12 protein-coding genes are annotated in these 17615 nt (G+C 74.0%); 6 read left to right on the top strand and 6 right to left on the bottom strand.

Annotation, left to right across the window (positions count from 1 at the left end):
- The first annotated feature begins 527 nt into the window (after positions 1–527).
- Both AAFN69_RS13460 and AAFN69_RS13455 read left to right on the top strand, forming a co-directional pair.
- Complete coding sequence (locus tag AAFN69_RS13460) at positions 528–1217, top strand: hypothetical protein (RefSeq protein ID WP_347728678.1); 690 nt, start codon at positions 528–530, stop codon at positions 1215–1217.
- Between the two features lie 238 nt (positions 1218–1455).
- A complete protein-coding gene (locus tag AAFN69_RS13455; RefSeq protein ID WP_347728677.1) occupies positions 1456–2370 on the top strand; it encodes a hypothetical protein in 915 nt (304 codons plus the stop codon).
- 22 nt (positions 2371–2392) lie between these two features.
- Here AAFN69_RS13455 and AAFN69_RS13450 read toward each other — a convergent pair whose 3' ends face one another.
- Entirely contained in the window at positions 2393–2971 is a 579-nt protein-coding gene (locus tag AAFN69_RS13450) for an FABP family protein (protein ID WP_347728676.1), read from the bottom strand.
- An 87-nt stretch (positions 2972–3058) separates the two neighbouring features.
- Entirely contained in the window at positions 3059–4126 is a 1068-nt protein-coding gene (locus tag AAFN69_RS13445; RefSeq protein WP_347728675.1) for a protein kinase family protein, read from the bottom strand.
- A gap of 557 nt (positions 4127–4683) precedes the next feature.
- Between AAFN69_RS13445 and AAFN69_RS13440 the strand changes: the two genes are divergently transcribed.
- Entirely contained in the window at positions 4684–5091 is a 408-nt protein-coding gene (locus AAFN69_RS13440; RefSeq protein ID WP_347728674.1) for a tyrosinase cofactor, read from the top strand.
- 16 nt (positions 5092–5107) lie between these two features.
- Complete coding sequence (locus AAFN69_RS13435; protein ID WP_347728673.1) at positions 5108–5938, top strand: tyrosinase family protein; 831 nt, start codon at positions 5108–5110, stop codon at positions 5936–5938.
- Between the two features lie 99 nt (positions 5939–6037).
- Here AAFN69_RS13435 and AAFN69_RS13430 read toward each other — a convergent pair whose 3' ends face one another.
- Positions 6038–11728 (bottom strand): amino acid adenylation domain-containing protein, encoded by a 5691-nt coding sequence (locus AAFN69_RS13430; RefSeq protein ID WP_347728672.1) that lies wholly within the window; start codon positions 11726–11728, stop codon positions 6038–6040.
- Positions 11728–11964, bottom strand: a complete 237-nt coding sequence (locus AAFN69_RS13425) for a hypothetical protein (protein ID WP_347728671.1) — start codon at positions 11962–11964, stop codon at positions 11728–11730. Before AAFN69_RS13425 ends, AAFN69_RS13430 begins: the two co-directional genes overlap by 1 nt.
- A gap of 1153 nt (positions 11965–13117) precedes the next feature.
- Here AAFN69_RS13425 and AAFN69_RS13420 point away from each other — a divergent pair.
- Together AAFN69_RS13420 and AAFN69_RS13415 are read left to right on the top strand one after the other, a co-directional pair.
- Positions 13118–14155: a polysaccharide deacetylase family protein gene (locus tag AAFN69_RS13420; RefSeq protein ID WP_347728670.1), complete on the top strand. Its 1038-nt coding sequence runs from the start codon at positions 13118–13120 to the stop codon at positions 14153–14155.
- A gap of 622 nt (positions 14156–14777) precedes the next feature.
- Positions 14778–15461: a lysophospholipid acyltransferase family protein gene (locus tag AAFN69_RS13415; RefSeq protein WP_347728914.1), complete on the top strand. Its 684-nt coding sequence runs from the start codon at positions 14778–14780 to the stop codon at positions 15459–15461.
- A 110-nt stretch (positions 15462–15571) separates the two neighbouring features.
- On the opposite strand, the gene AAFN69_RS13410 is transcribed toward AAFN69_RS13415, so the two are convergent.
- The gene (locus tag AAFN69_RS13410; protein ID WP_347728669.1) at positions 15572–16501 is read right to left on the bottom strand and encodes a hypothetical protein; all 930 of its coding nucleotides are present in this window, start codon (positions 16499–16501) and stop codon (positions 15572–15574) included.
- A 32-nt stretch (positions 16502–16533) separates the two neighbouring features.
- Positions 16534–17478, bottom strand: coding sequence for a ribose-phosphate pyrophosphokinase (locus AAFN69_RS13405; protein ID WP_347728913.1), 945 nt, complete (start codon positions 17476–17478; stop codon positions 16534–16536).
- Positions 17479–17615 lie beyond the last annotated feature (137 nt).

Below are 17615 nucleotides of genomic sequence, written 5' to 3'. Positions count from 1 at the left end.
GGGACGCGACGAGGGCGCACACACGAACGGGGGACACCCGGTCGCGACGAGTGGACGGATGTCTTTTCCCGTCCCCTCATGATGTGTGTGAGCGCGCATGCGACCGGGGCCGCCGAACACTCCCGCCACTTCCGCCGCCATGCGGAAGCCTCGCGGAAAGCCGTTCGCAATGGTGTGGGGAATGCGGTGGGGAAGCCCGCCAACTCACCGGTGTGCGAAGGGATCGGGAACACCCGCGAACCATGTCCCCGGCGGCCTTCGAACGGATCCGCGAAGTGCGCGGACAGGTACGGGGATTCAGGTCCGGCACGGCCTCCGGGGCGGGCTGCCGGGTGTGCGTGGGGCGGCCCGCGCCGTCAATCGGCAAACCCCCGGAGTGCCACAGGTGTTCCGGGGGCTGTCACACTACAGCCGACACGCGGACCGGATCCGCGGAGGCCGGCACCCCAGTGTTCCGTTGCCCGCATACGAGTTTCACCACTGGGTAGAGTCCGGCACCAAACACCACAGACATTGAGGGAGCCCCCGTGGCCAAGCAGAAGAACACCGGTCCCACGACCGGTCTCCAGGCCGAATACGCCGACAAGGTCGGTGCCGACCTTGAGCGCAACAGTGCCGAGCAGGACCGTATCCGCGCGGAGATCGGCACTCTGGAGGCACAGCTGACCACGCTGGAGCAGGATCACGAACTGCTGAGGAACATGCGCGCGGCCCTGGGCGACGCCACCGCTCCGGAGGCTCCCGTACCCGCGCCGCGGAGTGCCCGGAAGGCCCCCGCCGCCAAGCCGGCCCCGGCCGCGCGGAAGGCCGCACCGGCGAAGTCCGCTTCCGCCAAGACCACTCCCGCCAAGGCCGCACCGGCGAAGACCGCCCCCGCCAAGGCGGCGGCCGGCAAGCGCGCGGCGAAGAAGGAGTCGCCGGCGGCGGCACCGGCGGCGGCCAAGGGGCCGGCGCTCAGCGAGCTGATCCAGAAGTACCTGGAGACCCAGACCGAGCCGCGCACGGCCCGTGAGATCGCGGAAGCCCTCACAGAAGCCCACCCGGACCGCAACACGAGCGACAACCTCGTGCGCACCGCGACCGAGCGCATGGTCGCCCGCAGCAAGGCGGAGCGCATGAAGCAGGGCACCACCGTGTACTACGCCGTCGTCAAGAGCGGTGACGCGGCCGGCGGGACCGCCGAGCCCGCCGCGCAGCCGGCGGCCGCCGGGGCCTGAGCCGACCGGTGCGCGCTTGCTGAGTGCGGTGGCCGGCGGCTGAGCGGAAAACCCCGGCGGCACCCTTCCGGACCGCCGGTCCCTCACGGGGCCGGCGGTCCGCGTTCGTGGTTCACCGCTCACCACTCACCACTCACGGTTTCGCGGTTCGCACCACCGGACGGATCCCCGGAACCGGCGGTGCCCGGCACACGTCCGACCGGCACGACAGCGGACGGCGAGCGGGGACGGGGACCGGATGAGCAGGGTCGGGGCGGGCGTGGTGGCGGGACTGGTACTGGCGGTGGGAGCCGCCGGGTGCACCGGCGGTGACGGGGCCCGAGGAGAGGTGTCCCGGAGCCGGGAAGCGGACCGGGTGCCGGTGAGTACTCCGCCCGCACCGGCACCGGCGCCGTACAGCGGCCCGCTGTATGTGGCGGACGCCTCCGGTGGCGAGGTGCGCGCGGGTGACACGGAGGCCGAGCTCACGGCACGGGCGACCGGCGCTGCCGGGCGGGCGCTGGAGTGCGAGGGGAACATCCACTCCGGTGGGCCCGCCGAACCCTGGAGTGAGGGGGACGGCGGCGCCACGGCCGCGGAGGGGCTGAAGGCGTTCTTCGCCGCCGGGCAGCCCGAAGTGCCGCACTCCGGATACCGCGTGGAGCGGGCGGAGCGCGACCGGGTGCTCTACTCCCTCGATGCGGCGGGCCGGACCAAGGTCGCCGTGATCGTCGCCAAGGACCGGCCGCGCCGGCCCGGCTGGGGCCCGGAGACGAGCGCCTGGTGCGATCCCGCGGAGCTTCCCGCCGCCTTCACCGATGGCCGGCCCTACGAGATCTGGACCGACCGCGACGGTGAGCGGGTGCCCTTCACCAAGCTGAACAGCCAGGACGGCCCGGAGCACTGCGCGTGGCAGAAGGCGCGCTTCCTCGCCCTGGGCGCGGAACCGGACCGCCGGATGTACGCCCGGGACCCGGACGGTGTGCTGCCGCCGGGGATGCTCCGCTCCCGCTACGACGGCGACGCGGCCCTGCCCGCCGGCGCCGCTGACACGGGATACCGGCTGGAGCGGTGGGAGCTGTGGCTGGCCGGCGACCGGGAGACGGCGTACATCCGCACCCCCCGGGGAGTGGAGGCGTGGCCCTCGGTGGCGGACGGCATGGCCTGCAAGTGACAGCCGCCCGCCGCACCCGGCCTCAGGAGTGCCGGTCCCGCTCCGGCGCGTCCCGGCCGGCCGCCCCGCGCCGGAGCCGTGCCGAGAGGTGGTGCTGGAGGGGGCGGCCGATCGCCGCGAGGTCGTGGCGGAAGTCGAGGGTGTCGGCGTCGGTGAGGGTGTAGCGGCGGCGGGTGGCGCTGACCTCCTTCGCGGTGGTGGTGCGGGCGACCTGATGGGTGGTGAGGTCGGCCGTGCCGTCGGCGGCGTGGCCGGCGGAGATCTCCGCGATACCGGTGGGCTGGGTGATGAGCGCCTCCACCCGTCCCTCGGGCTGCATCCGCCACCAGCCGCTCTCCCGCGCGGACGGCCTCAGCGGGGCGCCGTCCGGGCCGAGCAGCCAGGCGCGTGCCTCGTAGTGGAGGAAGGGGCGCCCGTCATGGCTGAAGGTGACCTCCTGGGCGTACGCGAAGTCCTCGGCGAGGGTCGGGTACTCGCCGCGGCCCCGGCCGGTCCAGGTGCCCAGGAAGCCGAGCAGCGGCGCGAGCAGCGGATGCGGTGCCGGTACCTCGTCCGGGCGGAACGCGTCGGGGTACGGGTGCCTCTGGCCGGGGTCCGGCATCTGTGTCTCCTGAGTCGGTGGCGGGGTCTCGGGGCGGCCCGGCCCCGGCGGTTCCGGAAGCCGGTGACGCTCCGGGCGGGCGGTCGGTCAGCCGGCGGACGGGCCGGGTGCGCGGACGATCCGGCCGAGTTCCCGCAGCGGGTACGGGGTCTGTCTGCTCCGGTGCCGGAACTCGCCGGTGAACTCGGACACCACGGCGGCGAGTGGTGCGTGCCGGGCGAGGATCGCCGCGGCCTCCCCGGGGACGCCGGTGGGCCGCTCACCCCGGGCGCAGGCCCGCACCCACTTCGCCCGGTCGTCCCCGCGGAGCCCGTACAGGGCTGTGACCAGCCAGATCACCAGATGGTTGAGGGTGTGGAAGCGGTCGTGGTCGCGGTGCCGCTCGAAGAAGGCGGTCTCCTCCGGCGACAGCTCGAACCGGGAGGAGAGCGCCAGGCCCCAGTCCGTGAAGTAGAGGCGCTCGCCGTCGGTGAGGATGTTCTCGAAGTGGGCGTCGAAGTGCAGCAGTCCCCGGCTTCTCATGAAGGAGACCCCGGCTTCGAGTCCCCGCTCCACCATGGCGAGGGCCGGGCCGGCCGTTCCGTCCCGGGCCTCGACGCGGGTGCCCAGCCAGTCGTGGAGATTCCGCGGGATGTACTCCAGGAAGAGCGCCAGGCTCGCCGTGGAGTACTGGAGGGCCCGGATCCGCCGGCGCACCGCGGATCCGCCGCCCCAGTAGGCGACGGCCCTCTCGACATCGGCGAGTTCCCCGGGGAGGGGAATCGCGTCGGGCACCACACGCCAGTGGTACAGCAGGGGGAATCCTTCGTACTCCCCCGAGATCACCCAGTTGGTCGTCATGGTGTGCGCGGCCAGCTCCCGCCAGGCGCCGAAGCCGGGCCCGCCGATGGCGCCCACTCCGTACTGACAGAAGCCGGGCAGCCCGAAGAGATTCGCCGTGGAACGGAAGTGCTCCGGCTGCCTCTCCAGGTCGGTGAGGGGCACCCGCTTCACGAAGACCGGGGTGCCGGCCACCTCCAGCAGTGCCGAGGTCCCGCCGATGCCGGATCCGATGGGCACGGCGGTGTCCAGGAGCCCGGTCAGGGACCGGTCGCTGTGCAGGGCCAGGGCGGTGGAGACGGCGCCGTGTCCGGTGAGACGCGCGCCGTGCGTCATGTCGGGGACCTTCACCACTGCCTCCAGCCGTCGCCCGGGTAACAACAGGGCTCCGGGCGCTGCTGCCGGGACCAGAGTTTCACAGCGGCACCGGCGCGGAGGGGACTTCGCCCATGTCATCGCGCTCGTCCGGGCCGGGAGGCCGGTCGCCGCGGCCCGGTCCGCCGGGCGCCGCGCGGCCGTCGCGGAGCGTGATCCGGCTGGGCCGGAGCGAGCGGGACGGGTGGCCGGGAGGGCGAGAAGGGAAAGTGAATGTTCGAGTTCCGGACATGTTCCCGACGGCCCCCCGGGGCACGGGACCGCCATCCGTCCCGCAAGTTCTGCGGGCCGGTGGCCCCTCCCGGGAAGTTCCTCCTCCCAGCGCCCCCGGGAAGTTCAAACGGAACATGATCTTCGACACCTCTGGCACGGATTCACCTCCCAGGAATTGTCCACTTCACAGCCAACCGGAATCCGATTTCTTCCCCTTCGGCGGCTCCTCTCAGTAGGCATGGGGTCGGTGGCCCGAAACAGCCCGGTGGGCCACCTCCGACCATGTTTCAGGGGGTTCCTTCACCATGTCCAAACTCACCCGCCGCCAGACCGTGGGCGCCCTCACCGGCGCCGTCGCGGGCATAGCCGTCGCCGGAGTCGCCACCGCGTCGGCGAGCACCACGTCCGAGCGGAAGACGGCCGGCCCCGCCCGCCCCGGGGGCTCCGACGGCCCCGCGCCCTTCGACGAGGTCTTCGAGGGCCGCAGGATCCAGGGACTGCGGGCCACCGGCGCGCACGCGGCCCACGCCCACCACGGCTCCGGCTACCGCGTGCTCATCGACGGCCGCGAACTGCATCTGATGCTCCGCGCGGACAACACCTGGACCAGTGCGATCAACCACTACCAGACCTTCCGCACCCCTCTGGAGGCCGCCCGCACCGCGGTGACCACCCTCCAGGGCGCGCACCTCGTCCCCCTCCCCACCGCCTGAACCGGAGCACGCAGCCATGACCGTACGCAAAAACCAGGCAACACTCACGACCGCGCAGAAGAAGGCGTTCACCGACGCGGTGGTGGAGCTCAAGCGCCGCGGGGTCTACGACGAGTTCGTCGTCATGCACCGCACCCGGTTCATCCAGGACATGGATCCCGCGCACACGCGGACGGGCCACAACACGGCGGCGTTCCTGCCCTGGCACCGCCAGTATCTGCTCGCCTTCGAGCGGGAGCTCCAGAAGGTCAACTGGGCCGTGTCGATTCCCTACTGGGACTGGACCATCGACCGCAGCCCGACCTCCTCCCTCTGGGCGCCGGACTTCCTCGGCGGGGCCGGCCGGTTCGGCGACCAGCAGGTGATGGACGGGCCCTTCGCCCACTCCACCGGCAACTGGCCGATAACCGTGCAGGTCGACACCCATCCGTTCCTGAGACGGACGCTCGGGGGGTTCCAGCACCTGCCGGTCCAGTCCGACATCGATCAGGCGCTGGCCGTCCCCACCTATGACGCACCGCCGTGGAACGAGAACGCCCCCGGCAGCTTCCGCAACACCATCGAGGGCAACTGGGGCCCGGGGCTCCACAACGCGGTGCACAACTGGGTCGGCGGGCAGATGGGGCAGCCCGTCTCCCCGAACGACCCGGTGTTCTTCATGCACCACGCGTTCATCGACAAGCTCTGGGCCGACTGGCAGCGGCGCTGGCCGAACAGCGGCTATCTGCCGACCGCGAACACCGCGGGCGTCGTCGATCTCCACGAGCCGATGGCGCCGTGGGACGGCCCGAACGGTGTGACCCCCGCGCAGATGCTCGACCACACCCGCTTCTACACCTATGTCTGACGGGTGAGCACGGCTCCCCGGCGGGTTTCCCGCCGGGGAGCCGTGTGGTCGGTACGCGCGAGGGGCGCCCGGGCCCGCGCGGTCGCGCGGTCCCGGGGCTCAGTTCACGCCCGGCCCCCCGGCATCACGGCCGCCCGAGCCGAGCGCGGCCAGGCCGACGAGGTCGTCGGCGCGGGCGTCCGGCACGTCCTGGTCGAACCGGGACAGCGCGCGCATCCGCAGCGACACCGCGCCGAGCACCAGGATCGCCGCGCCGAGCAGCAGATAGAGCAGACCGATCCCCCGGCCGTCGCCGGTTCCCAGCAGGGTGCCGACGGTGCCGGCCAGTCCGCCGCCCTCGGCCATCAGCGGTTCCAGCAGCCGGCTGCCCAGCGGGGCGATCAGCAGCAGTCCGACCGGCAGGGTGGACCAGGCGACCAGCTGGTTCATGGCCATCACCCGTCCGTGGAACCGCTGCGGCACCTTCACCTGAATGATCGTCAGATAGATGCCGTTCAGCAGCGAGAGCGACGCCGACATCCCGAACACCCCGGCGCCCACGGCCAGCAGGTCCGGGCGCAGACCGGTCAGTACGCAGAAGAGCGCGAGCACCGGCACCACCAGCAGCATGCCCCGCATCCGCCGGTGCCTGGGCCCGCCCCAGATACCCATCGCCAGTCCGCCGACCACCGCGCCCACACCGCCGGCCAGCGACACCGTGGCCACCGACGAGAGGCTGGAGAAGCCGAGGACGAGCGGCGAGACGAGCTGGAAGAGCACCGGCAGAAAGAGATTGAGCACGGCGAAGAAGACCAGCATCGCGCGGAACCCGCGCTGCCCGACCACCAGCCGGAAGCCGGCCACGATCTCCTGGCGCAGGGTCTCCCGCCGGGTGGACGGCAGGGTGCGGGGGAAGCGCACGATCAGCAGCACCGTCGCCGCCACCGTGTAGCTGATGACATCGAGCAGCAGTACTCCGCCGAGACCGATCGCGGCGAGCATGCCGACCGCCGCCAGCGGGGCGATCACCTGGGCGATGCCGCCCGAGACCTGGACGGCGCCATTGGCGTGGCCGAGATAGCGCTTGGGCACCAGCTGCGGGATCGCCGACTGGAAGGCGAGCCGCTGCCCGGTGAGCGAGACGGAGAGAATCGCCATCAGCACCCCGACATGCCAGGGCCGCAGCCCGTCGAAGGCGTACAGCACCGCCAGCACCGCCTCGGCGGTGCCGCAGACCGCGGTCGAGGTGAGCATCACCCGGCGCCGGTCGATCCGGTCCACCAGACCGCCGAGCACCGGCGCCGCCAGCAGCCCCGGCACGATGCCGAGCACGGCGAAGAGGCCGAACCAGGCCACCGAGTCGGTCGCGAGGTAGATCCAGAGCGGCAGGGCGAACTCGGTCAGCGCCGAACCGGTCTGCGAGATCAGCTGGGAGGCGGCCACCGCCACGAACCGCCGGGTGTCGCGCCGGGTGCGCGGAGCGGCGTCGTCCGGCTCCCCCGTACCGGTGGACCGGTGATGTACGCCGTCGACCCACCAGGTCGCCCCCTCGGGCCGCCGCTCGGGGACCGGCTCGGCGGCGCCGGCGTCCGCTCCGGCGGTGACCGCCGGGTGGACGGTGGTGACGATCTCCGCCAGCTCGGCCGCACGGTGCTTCAGGAAGTAGTGACCGCCCTCGTCCAGTACGGCCACGGCGGTGCTGTTGCCGAGGAAGCCCCACTCGCGGAACCGCTCGCGGTGGAATTCGGTGCCGGGGTCGGCCGAGCCGATCACCGAGATCACCGGTGTCGCCAGCCCGTCGGCGGGCTGTGCCAGCCGTTCGGTGAAATACGCCTCGGCGGCCCGCGAGTCCTCCCGGACATTGCGGACGATGGTGTTGAGCTGGTCCGGCTCCAGGCCCTCCAGATCGGCGCCCATGGAGCGGAGCCAGTTCAGATGGAGCCGTCCGCTGCGCCGCCGGTCGAGCACGGAGAAGCGGGAGAGGAGTCCGAGCAGGCCCTCGGTCGGCCGGGCGAAGGGGAAGATCCCGCCCAGATAGACGGCGGCCGGCTCGCGCCCCGCCGCGGCCAGCCGGCGGGCGAGCTCGACGGCGAGTGCCGCGCCGACCCCGCAGTGCCCGTAGACCGCGACCGGCCCCTCCACCGAGGCCAGCACCTCATCGGCGCAGCGGCGGGCGACCTCCTCCAGCGGCAGCGACTCCTCGGACATGCCGAGGTCGTGCCCGGGTACGGCGACGGCATGCAGCGCCACCCCGGCCGGCAGGGCGTCGGCGAGCGGCTGATAGACCACCGCACTGCCGCCGCCGTACGGCAGACAGACCAGGGAGAGCGCGACAGTGGACGCCGCTTGACGGGGGGTCAGCTCGTGGAGGAGGCGGCGCGGGCCGCGTTCGTCCTCGGACCGGCCGGCCAGGGTGGCCAGTGCCGCCACGGTGCGTTCCTGGAAGACGTCCATCAGCGTGATCCCCGCGTCCGGACCGAGCAGCTTGCGCAGCGCGGCGACCATCCGCATGGCCATCAGCGAGTGTCCGCCGAGGTCGAAGAAGTCGTCGTCGGCGCCGACGCGTTCGAGGCCGAGCAGATCGGCCCAGACGCCGGCGATGGTTTCCTCGGTGGGGGTGCGCGGGGTGACGTACTCGGCACCCTCGCCGGCTCCGGCGGCGCCGGGTTCGGGCAGCGCGCGCCGGTCGACCTTGCCGTGGGCCTGCCGGGGCAGTTCGGGCAGGACCACGAACCGGGAGGGCACGAGGTAGTCCGGCAGTTTCTCGGCCAGCAGCCGGCGCATGTCGGCGACCGGGGGCGGCGCGGTGTCCGCGGCGGGCACCAGATAGCCGACGAGGACCTGTTCCCCGGCCGGGCCGCGGGCGGCGGCGACGGCCTGGTCGACGCCGGGCAGCCGGGCGAGATGGGTCTCCACCTCGCCGAGTTCGACCCGGTAGCCGCGGATCTTGACCTGGTTGTCGCCGCGGCCGAGGAATTCGACGGTGCCGTCGGCGCGGTGCCGGGCGAGGTCTCCGGTGCGGTACATCCGGGGCGGGGAGGACGCTCCGAGTACGGAGTCGGGGCCGGCGAAGGGGTCGGTGCGGAAGCGCTCGGCCGTCAGCTCCGGCAGACCGAGGTAGCCGCGTGCCAGCCGGTCGCCGCCGATCCAGAGCTCGCCGGGCACCCCGGCGGGCACCGGCTCCAGACGGTCGTCGAGCAGATAGACCCGGGCGCCCGGCAGCGGGCGGCCGATGGGGGTGGTGGCCCCGGCGACGGCGGGCAGTTCCGGGTCGATCAGCTGGGTGGTGGCGCCGACGGTGGCCTCGGTCGGGCCGTAGTGGTTGACCACCCGGCAGCCGGTGCGGGCACCGGTCTCGGCGAGCCGGCGGCTCCACTCCCAGCCCGATGCCTCACCGCCGAGGATCAGCAGCCGGCGCGGGAGGAGCGCCGCCTCGTCGTCCACCTCGGCGCAGAGCGCCGCCAGATGGGACGGGGTGAGCTTGACGCAGTCGATGCGGTGCTCGGCGAGATGGGCCGCGAGCTCCGGGCCCGGGGTGCGCGGGGCCAGCAGATACAGCCGGCCGCCGGTGGTGAGGGAGAGATAGAGGGTGGTGAGGCCGAAGTCGAAGGCCAGTGACTGCAGCAGGACGTAGCGGGCGCCGTCCTCCAGCCCCGCCTCGGCGAACCGCTGCCGCACCCCGGCGAGATAGGTGAGCACCTGACGGTGCTGGACGGCCACTCCCTTGGGGGTGCCGGTGGAGCCCGAGGTGTAGATGACATAGGCCAGATGATCCGGGCCGGCGCCGCTCTCGGGTGCGGTGTCGGGGGCCTCGGCGAGCCGCTCCGCCGCCTCCTCCAGCAGCAGGACGGGCGCCTCGGAACCGGCCAGCAGGGCACGGTGGGCTCCGGTGGTGACCAGGACGACCGGAGCGGAGTCGGTGAGCATGTGGCCGAGGCGTTCGCGCGGCTGCTCCGGGTCGAGCGGGACGTAGGCCGCCCCCGACTTGAGCACCGCGAGCAGGGCGACGGCCTGGTCGAGTCCCTGGTCCAGACAGACCCCGACCAGGAGGTCGGGCCCGGCCCCGGCGGCGCGCAGCAGATGGGCGAGACGGTTGGCGCGCCGGTCGAGCCCGGCGTACGTCAGTGTCTCCCCCCGGTGTTCCAGGGCGGTCGCGCCGGGGGTGCGGGCGACCTGTCCGGCCACCGCTTCGGCGAGGGTGGCGGCGGCCGGCAGCGCGGTGCCGGAGTCGTTCCACTCGTACAGCAGACGCCGGCGCTCGGCGGGTGTGAGGAGTTCCAGTGCGGCGATGGGCGCATGCGGGTCGGCCGCCGCCGCCACGAGCACGCGCTCCCAGTGTCCGGCCAGCCGGGAGACGGTGTCGGCGTCCCAGAGATCGGTGCGGTAGGTGAAGAAGGCGTCGAGGCCGCCGTCGGTCTCGGTGCAGTAGAGGCCGAGGTCGAGATGGACGCCGGTGCCCTCGAAGGGGAAGGTCCGCCAGTCCAGTTCGCGGGGGCGGAATTCCTGGGCGCGGTGGTTCTGGAGCGCGAAGGAGACCTGGAAGAGCGGCGGCCTGGAGACCTCGCGCGGCAGGTTCAGGGCCTCCACCAGCCGCTCGAAGGGGGTCTCCTGGTGCTGCTGGGCGGCGAGGGCGGCGGTGCGGACCCGGGCCAGGACGGTGGCGAAGTCCGGTGACGCCCCCTCGTCCGCCTCCGCGGCCGGCGGCGCGCTCAGATCGGCGCGCAGCGGCAGCATGGTGCTGAAGAGGCCGATCAGTCCCTCGGTCTCCTCCATCCGGCGGCCGGCGAAAGGGGTGCCTACGGCGAAGTCCGGCTGTCCCGACCAGCGGCCCAGCACCACCTGGAAGGCGGCCAGCAGGGTCATGTAGAGGGTGGTTCCCCGGGCCCTGGAGAGGGTGCGGGCGGCCTGGTGCGCCGCCGGGCCGAGCCGGAAGTTGAAGCTCGCGCCGCCGGGTCCCGGCAGGGCGGGGCGGGGCCGGTCGGTGGGCAGTTCCAGCGGCGGTACGCCGGTCATGGCGTCGCACCAGTACCGCAGGTCCGCGGCGGCTTCCGGGCGTTCCTGGCGCTCGCGCTGCCAGTGCGCGAAGTCGCCGTAGCTCAGCGGGAGCGCGTCGGGCGCGGGCCGGTCCCCGGGGGCCGGGTCCTGGTATCCGGCGAGGAGTTCGTCCAGCAGCACCCCGGCGGACCAGCCGTCGCCGACCAGATGGTGCTGGCAGATCACCAGGACGTGGTCCTCGGCGTCCAGGCGCAGCAGCAGGGCGCGTATCAGCGGCCCCTCGGTCACGTCGAAGGGCCGGCCGATCTCGTGCTCGACCGCCGCCCGGGCCGCCGCCTCCCGCTCGCCGGCGGGCAGGCCGGTGAGCTCGCGCTCCTCCCAGGGCGGGGTGAAGGAGTCCGCCGGGGCGATGCGCACCCGGGGTGCGCCCTCCTCGTCGGCGGGGAAGGAGCTGCGCAGGGTGTCGTGCCGGACGGCGACCAGGCGCAGTGCCGCGGCGAGCCGTCCGGGCTCCAGCGGTCCGCGCAGCCGCCCCGCCATGGGCAGGACATACGCGGCGGTGCCGGGCGTCAGCTGCTCGACGAACCACAGCCGTTCCTGGGCGAGCGAGAGCGGTACGGGGGTGCCGGCCGGGCGGGGCGGTATGGGGGCGGTGCGCGCGGGCGGGCGGGCGGCTCCCGAGGCGCGCTCGCGCAGCCGGCGGGCGAGCAGTGCGCGCTGCTCGTCGGTGAGCGCCGGGCGGGGCCGGGGGGTGACGGCGGTGCCGGCCGGGGCGCCGCCCGGCGCGGCGGGCGCGGGGTGGTCCAGGCGTTCCATCAGTTCTCCTCGGCGCGCGGTTCGAGGGTGACGGCACCGGCCGGGGCGGGCTCCTCGCGGAGGGCGTGCGGTGGTGTGGCGCGGCCGGTCGTCACCGGTGCGGGGCGCCGGGACGCCGTGTCCGGGGTCCGCTCGATGTGCGCGGCGCGGGGCAGGCGGTGGGCGGAGCCGGGCGGTGTGAGCCGCTGATGGGCCCGGATGCCCTGCTGGGCGGGTCTGACAGGGGTGCTGGTCACAGGTTTCCTCAGTCTGTCCGGCGTCGGTACGGCGGGCGGGCGGGGCGGTGAAGGCATGGGAGCGCGGCCGGGCGCCCGGGGGCGCGGCGGCTCGGCGAGGGGCCCGCGGGGTGGGCAGGCCGAAGGACCGACCCGGGCGGGTGAGCCCATGGGTCCGGTGGGTGCGGAGGACCGGCCGGCCGAGTGGCCGGCGGTGGGGGGTGGACGGGCGGTCCGGCGGGGGCCGCGGGTCAGTGACCGGCGGCGTCCGGCGCGTCGGTACGGCCGCCGGCCGGCCCGGCGGGCGGCGGCGCTGCCGCCACGCCGGTGGAGTGAACAGCCGGACGGGCGGGCGTGTTCGGGGTGTTCGGGGCGGCTGTGCGGGCGGGGCGGGCGGCGGTCCCGGCGGCAGGCGGATCGGGCACGGTCAACGGAGTGGGCGATGCGTTGATGGTGTCCTCCAGGAGCGTTGGCCTGCTGGGGAGTTGACCCAGGATCGGTGGCACAAGAGACGGTCAGGGCATAGCGCACATCCGTCCCGCATGGATATGGTCTGGACCATTCGACGGGGCACGCGAACAATAGCGCGCCTCTGTCGTACTTGTGGCGCCTTAGTGGAGAGTTCGTGGAAATCGGTGAGGGCAGGTCCGGGATCCGGACAGGACTGACCGGGCACGATCGTCATGGCAAAACCCCTCCTCAGGGAGGGTGCAAGCGAGCAACGGGCCTCGTGGTGCGGGGCCGGCGGATCCGGAGAGGGCCATCATGACGACCGTTCCGACCCGTGTGGACGAGCCGGCCGAACAATGGCGCCCGCGACGGAACATCGCCGCGGACAGCCCCGGCCGGCAACGGTGGGACCGTTCCGCCCACCGGGCCCCGACCGCCTCCGCCGGCCTCGCCGCACCGCGCTCCGGACCACTCGTCCGGAGAGCCGTGACACCTCGGCGGAGCCGACTCCGCTGATCTCACGGCACATCCGGGACCCCGGCCGTGCCCACCGCACCGCGCCCGGCCGCCCGCGCGGCCAACCCGGCGCATGCGCACGGGTGTTCACCGGCGCGCCGCGGCCCGTCATGTGATGCGCACGGCCGGACCCGGCCCACGCCCGACCCACTCATCATCCGGCCCCCGGGCGCACCGTGCCGCCCGGGCGAGCGAGTAGGAAGAACGCATGCTGTACGTGGGAATCGCCTGGACCGCCGACGGCTACGACGTCGAGGTCATCGACGCCCGGGGGAACCGGGCAGCGGCTCCGGCGCAATGGGGCGCCGAGCGGGTGAGCGAGCTGACCCAGTGGCTCCTGGACACCGAGCGGGAGTCCCGGCTGCCCTGCGCCGTGGTCGTGGACAGCACCAACGGGCTGCTGGACGGACTGCTCACGGCGGCCGGGCTCGCCGTGCACCGCGCCGATCCCTGGGTCCTGCCCGAGCGGCCCGCCTTCGGGTCCGTGTCCGCGCTCGCCCTCGCCGAGAGCGCCAGAACCGCACTCGGCTCCCTCTCCCCCCTCACGGCGGAGGGCGGCGGGCAGACCGGGCGGGACGACGACTACCACAACGGCATACGCCACAGCGAACCGCTGGAGGCGGAGCTCGGCCGTACGGGCCGCTGCCTGCGGCACGGCCCGCGCGACCGCCGGGAGATCGCCCTCACCTTCGACGACGGGCCCGATCCGGTCTTCACCCGCCAGGTCCTGGACATCCTCGCCCGCTATGAGGTGCGGGCCACCTTCTTCTGCGTCGGGCTGCATGTGAACGCCCTCCCCGACGAGGTGCGGCGGATCAGGGACGCGGGTCACAGTCTCGGCAACCACACCTGGTCGCACCCGTTCCTGCCGGATCTGACGGCCGAACAGTTCCGGCTCCAGATCGACCGGACCAGCGATGCCTTCGAGCGGGCGGTGGGCGAGGTGCCGACCCTGTTCCGCCCGCCGTACGGTGCGCGCACCCCGGAGTCACTGGGTGAACTGCTCACGGGCGGGCCCGCCCTGGCGCTCTGGGACGTCGACTCCTGGGACTGGGCCAGACCGGGACCCGAGAAGATCGCCAAAACCGTTCTCGACCACGCCCAGCCGGGTTCGCTGATCCTGATGCACGACGGCGGAGGGGACCGCCGCGAGAGCGTGCGGGCACTGCCCGCGGTGATCGAGGGGCTGCTGGAGCGCGGCCTCGGGTTCGTGGCGGCCGATGATCTGAGATCCGTGGCCAGGTGAACCGCGGCCCCGGGGTGCGGCGCGGGTGTTCCGCCCTCCCGCGCCCCGGGGCTCTCAGCCCCGGTCCGGATACGCCGGTACCGCGAGCACCCGGCGGTTGTCGTCGTCCGGCACCGGCAGTCCCGGCTCGGCGAAACCGCGGGGCGGCCGTCGTGGGGTGGCCGCTCCTCGTCGTGCCGGCCACCGCGGCCGTCAGGGTGGCCGGCACGGCCGAGACGCCGGAGTCCGGGATCCCCGGGGACGCGGGGCCGGACACCCCCGCCGGTGAGCTCGTCCCCGTCAGCGCCCGCACCGCCGGGGGACGGCGTACACCGCTGTCGAGCGGACCGGCGAGGTCGGCAGGGCGGAGCCGCCGGGCGGCAGGCGCTGATGCGCATGGCGTCGGGAGGCGAATCAGCGACGCCCGCCGGCCGGGTGGTGCCGGTGCGCGATCCGCGCGCCGCGCCGCCCGGTGACGGTGCGGGTGCCGGGCCCGATCGGCGGCCCGGCACCCGTACCGGTACGCACTCCGCCCCGCGCCGAGTGGACGGAACGCCCCGGCTGAGTACGGGTACTCATGGCGCCGGAGCGCTCCCGGTCCATGATGTGGATCACCGCCATCCGAGACCGGGAGAACCCGCACATGCTCAGCCGCCTCGCCGACACCCTGGTACCCGCCGCCGGCCGTCTGACGGTCACCGCGGACGCGGACGCCGACTTCGCGCCGGGCGGCATCATCGCCGCCAATCACACCTCACTGGCCGACCCGGCCGTCGTCCTCGCCGCGCTGCACCGGCTCGGTGTCCAGCCGGTCGTCATGGCGACGGCGGGCCTGTGGCGGATACCGCTGCTCCGCGGGGCGCTCATCCGCGAGGGGCACATCCCCGTGCACCGCCGGGACCGGCGGGCCGCCGACGCCCTGGACGGCGCGGCCGAGGCGCTGGCCCGGGGACGGCTCGTCCTGATCTACGGGGAGGGCGGGCTGCCCCGCCGCGAGGACGCCGCCGAAGCTGCCCCGGAGGCGTTCCGGAGCGGACTCTCCCGGCTGGTGGACCGCACCGGCGCCCCCGTCATACCGCTGGGGCAGGCGGGGGCCCGCCGGGTCACCTCCGGAGGCCGCGTCAAGCAGCTCGCGGGAGTGGTGACCGCGCCGCTGCGCCGCCCCGCCCTCCATGTCCATGTCGGCGCTCCGGTCGTCCTCATGGGCGAGCGGGCGGCCCGTACGGCACAGGCGCACGCCGCGGTGACGGCGGCATGGCGGACGGCGGCCGGACATCTCGGCGAGCCCGCCGCCCGGAGGGACGGGGAGCCGCGGGTCCCGGCGTAGGCCGTCCTCTCCGGATCGCGGCGGCATCGCGCGCCTCCCCGGTCCTCCGCGTCGCGCCCGCCCGCGCCGGACACCGTCGTTCGCCGGGCACAGGACCGGGGCGGGGCACCTCACGCGCCGGCCCGGGCCAGCCGTTCCCCGCCCTGGGCCAGCACCTCGGTCAGCGCGACGGCGGGGTGTTTCCAGAGGATCTCGGCGCGCGCGTTGTGCAGCGCCGGCCAGAGGCTCGCCGCCCAGGCCACCTCGCGCTCGTCCGCGCCGAAGGCCCGGCCGCGCTCCCGCTCGTACGCGGCGAGGAACACCTCCGAGCTCTCCACCGGCGCGAGCGAGGGCACCTCGGCACTGGCGAAGGCCCCGGACGCCGTCCCGGCGACGGCCGCCTCCGGAAGCCAGGCCATGCTGTCCCAGTCGTGCACCGTATGGGGAAGACCGCCCGTCCAGCGGAGATTCTGGGCCTCCCAGTCGGCGTGGCCGAGGACCCGGGGGAGATCAGCCGCCGCGGCCAGCCGGGCCCGGGCGCGCGCGGCGACACCGGTCAGGGCGGCGGGCAGCCGGTCCGCGCCGGGCCGACCGTCGTGCAGCGGATTGGGCGGCCAGTGTCCGGGGCCGGTGTGGTCGTACCGCACCCACTCGGGGTTCGGCAGCGGAGGGGGCAGCGCGAATCCCGCGGTGATCCTCACCAGCGCGGCGAGCAGCCGGGCGGAACGGGTTGCCGCGTCGCCGCCGGTACCGCGCAGCGGCTCGCCGCCGGGCCGCCACTCCTCGGCGTGCACGGCGACCCCGTCACGGACCACGGCGTCCGTGAGCGGCTTCGGGCAGGGGAAACCCGCCGCCGCCGTCCGGCGCTGCACGGTCACACAGACCGCCGCGCGGCCCGCCGGATCCGGCCGGGACTTGACGACGACCTCCCGGCCGTCGTCCAGCCGCACCCCCAGCACCCGCGACACGCGCGCGGCGGCCATCAGCGATTCCACCGGAACCGCCCCCAGCTCGACGGCACACCACCGCACCAGGCGGGGATCGAACTCCGTCACGGACATCGGGTGCCCCTCTCCCCCGGGTCCGGCCGCCGTCAGCCCTGGTCGAACAGGGCGCTGACCGATTCGCCGTTGTGGATGCGCCGGACCGCCTCGGCCAGCGCGGGGGCGATCGAGAGAATCCGCAGCTTGTCGGTGCGTTCCCGGGGCGGAATGGGCACGGTGTTGGTGCAGACGATCTCCAGCACATCGGGCTGGTCCGAGAGCCGCTTCAGCGCGCCGGCCGCGAAGAGCCCATGCGTGCACGCGACCCGGATGGAGCGCGCGCCCAGCTCGCGCAGCCGGTCCAGGAGCTCCAGCACCGTGCTGCCCTTGGCGATCTCGTCGTCGAGGACGATGATGTCCCGCCCGGCGACCTCGCCGATGACGGAGCTGATGGTGACGCGGTCGTCGGCGAAGCGCTGCTTGGCGCCGGCCGCCACCTGGACACCCAGCAGCCGGGCGAAGGCCGCGGCCTCCTTGGCGTTGCCCAGGTCGGGCGAGACCACCGTGGTACGGGACAGGTCGTGGCCGCGGAAGTGCTCGGCCAGCTCGCGCAGGGCGTGGAGGTGGTCGACCGGCACCGAGAAGAAGCCGTGCACCTGGGGTGAGTGCAGGGTCATGGCCAGTACCCGGCCGACACCCGCGGTCGCCAGCAGGTCGGCCACCAGCCGGCCGCCGATGGAGATGCGCGGCGCGTCCTTCTTGTCCGAACGCGCGTAGGCGTAGTGCGGCATCACCACGGTGACGCGGGCGGCGGACGCGCCCCGGGCCGCGTCGCACATCAGCAGGAGCTCGACGAGATTCTCCTGCACGGGGGTGACCAGGGGCTGGATGAGGAAGATGTCCCGTTCCCGGCAGTTGGCCTGCAACTGGACTTCCAGGCAGTCATTGGCGAACCGGGCGACACGCGACGGGCTGAGCGGAACCCCCAGATGCGCGCAGACCTCCGACGCCAATTCGGGGTGGGCGCTCCCACTGAACACGGCTATGTCTCGCACGAACAGCTCCTCGCTTGATCGACTCGGCATGCCGGCCTCATGCTAGCCGCCCCGGGACGGCCCCACCGCCGGGCCGCACCCCGGTGACCTGCGCCGTCCGCCGGTGACCGGCCCGGGGCGCGTGTCCACCGGCACCG

It is taken from the genome of Streptomyces sp. CAU 1734, from assembly GCF_039888735.1.
Classification (GTDB): domain Bacteria; phylum Actinomycetota; class Actinomycetes; order Streptomycetales; family Streptomycetaceae; genus Streptomyces.
This window is presented reverse-complemented; position numbering and strand designations above follow the sequence as displayed.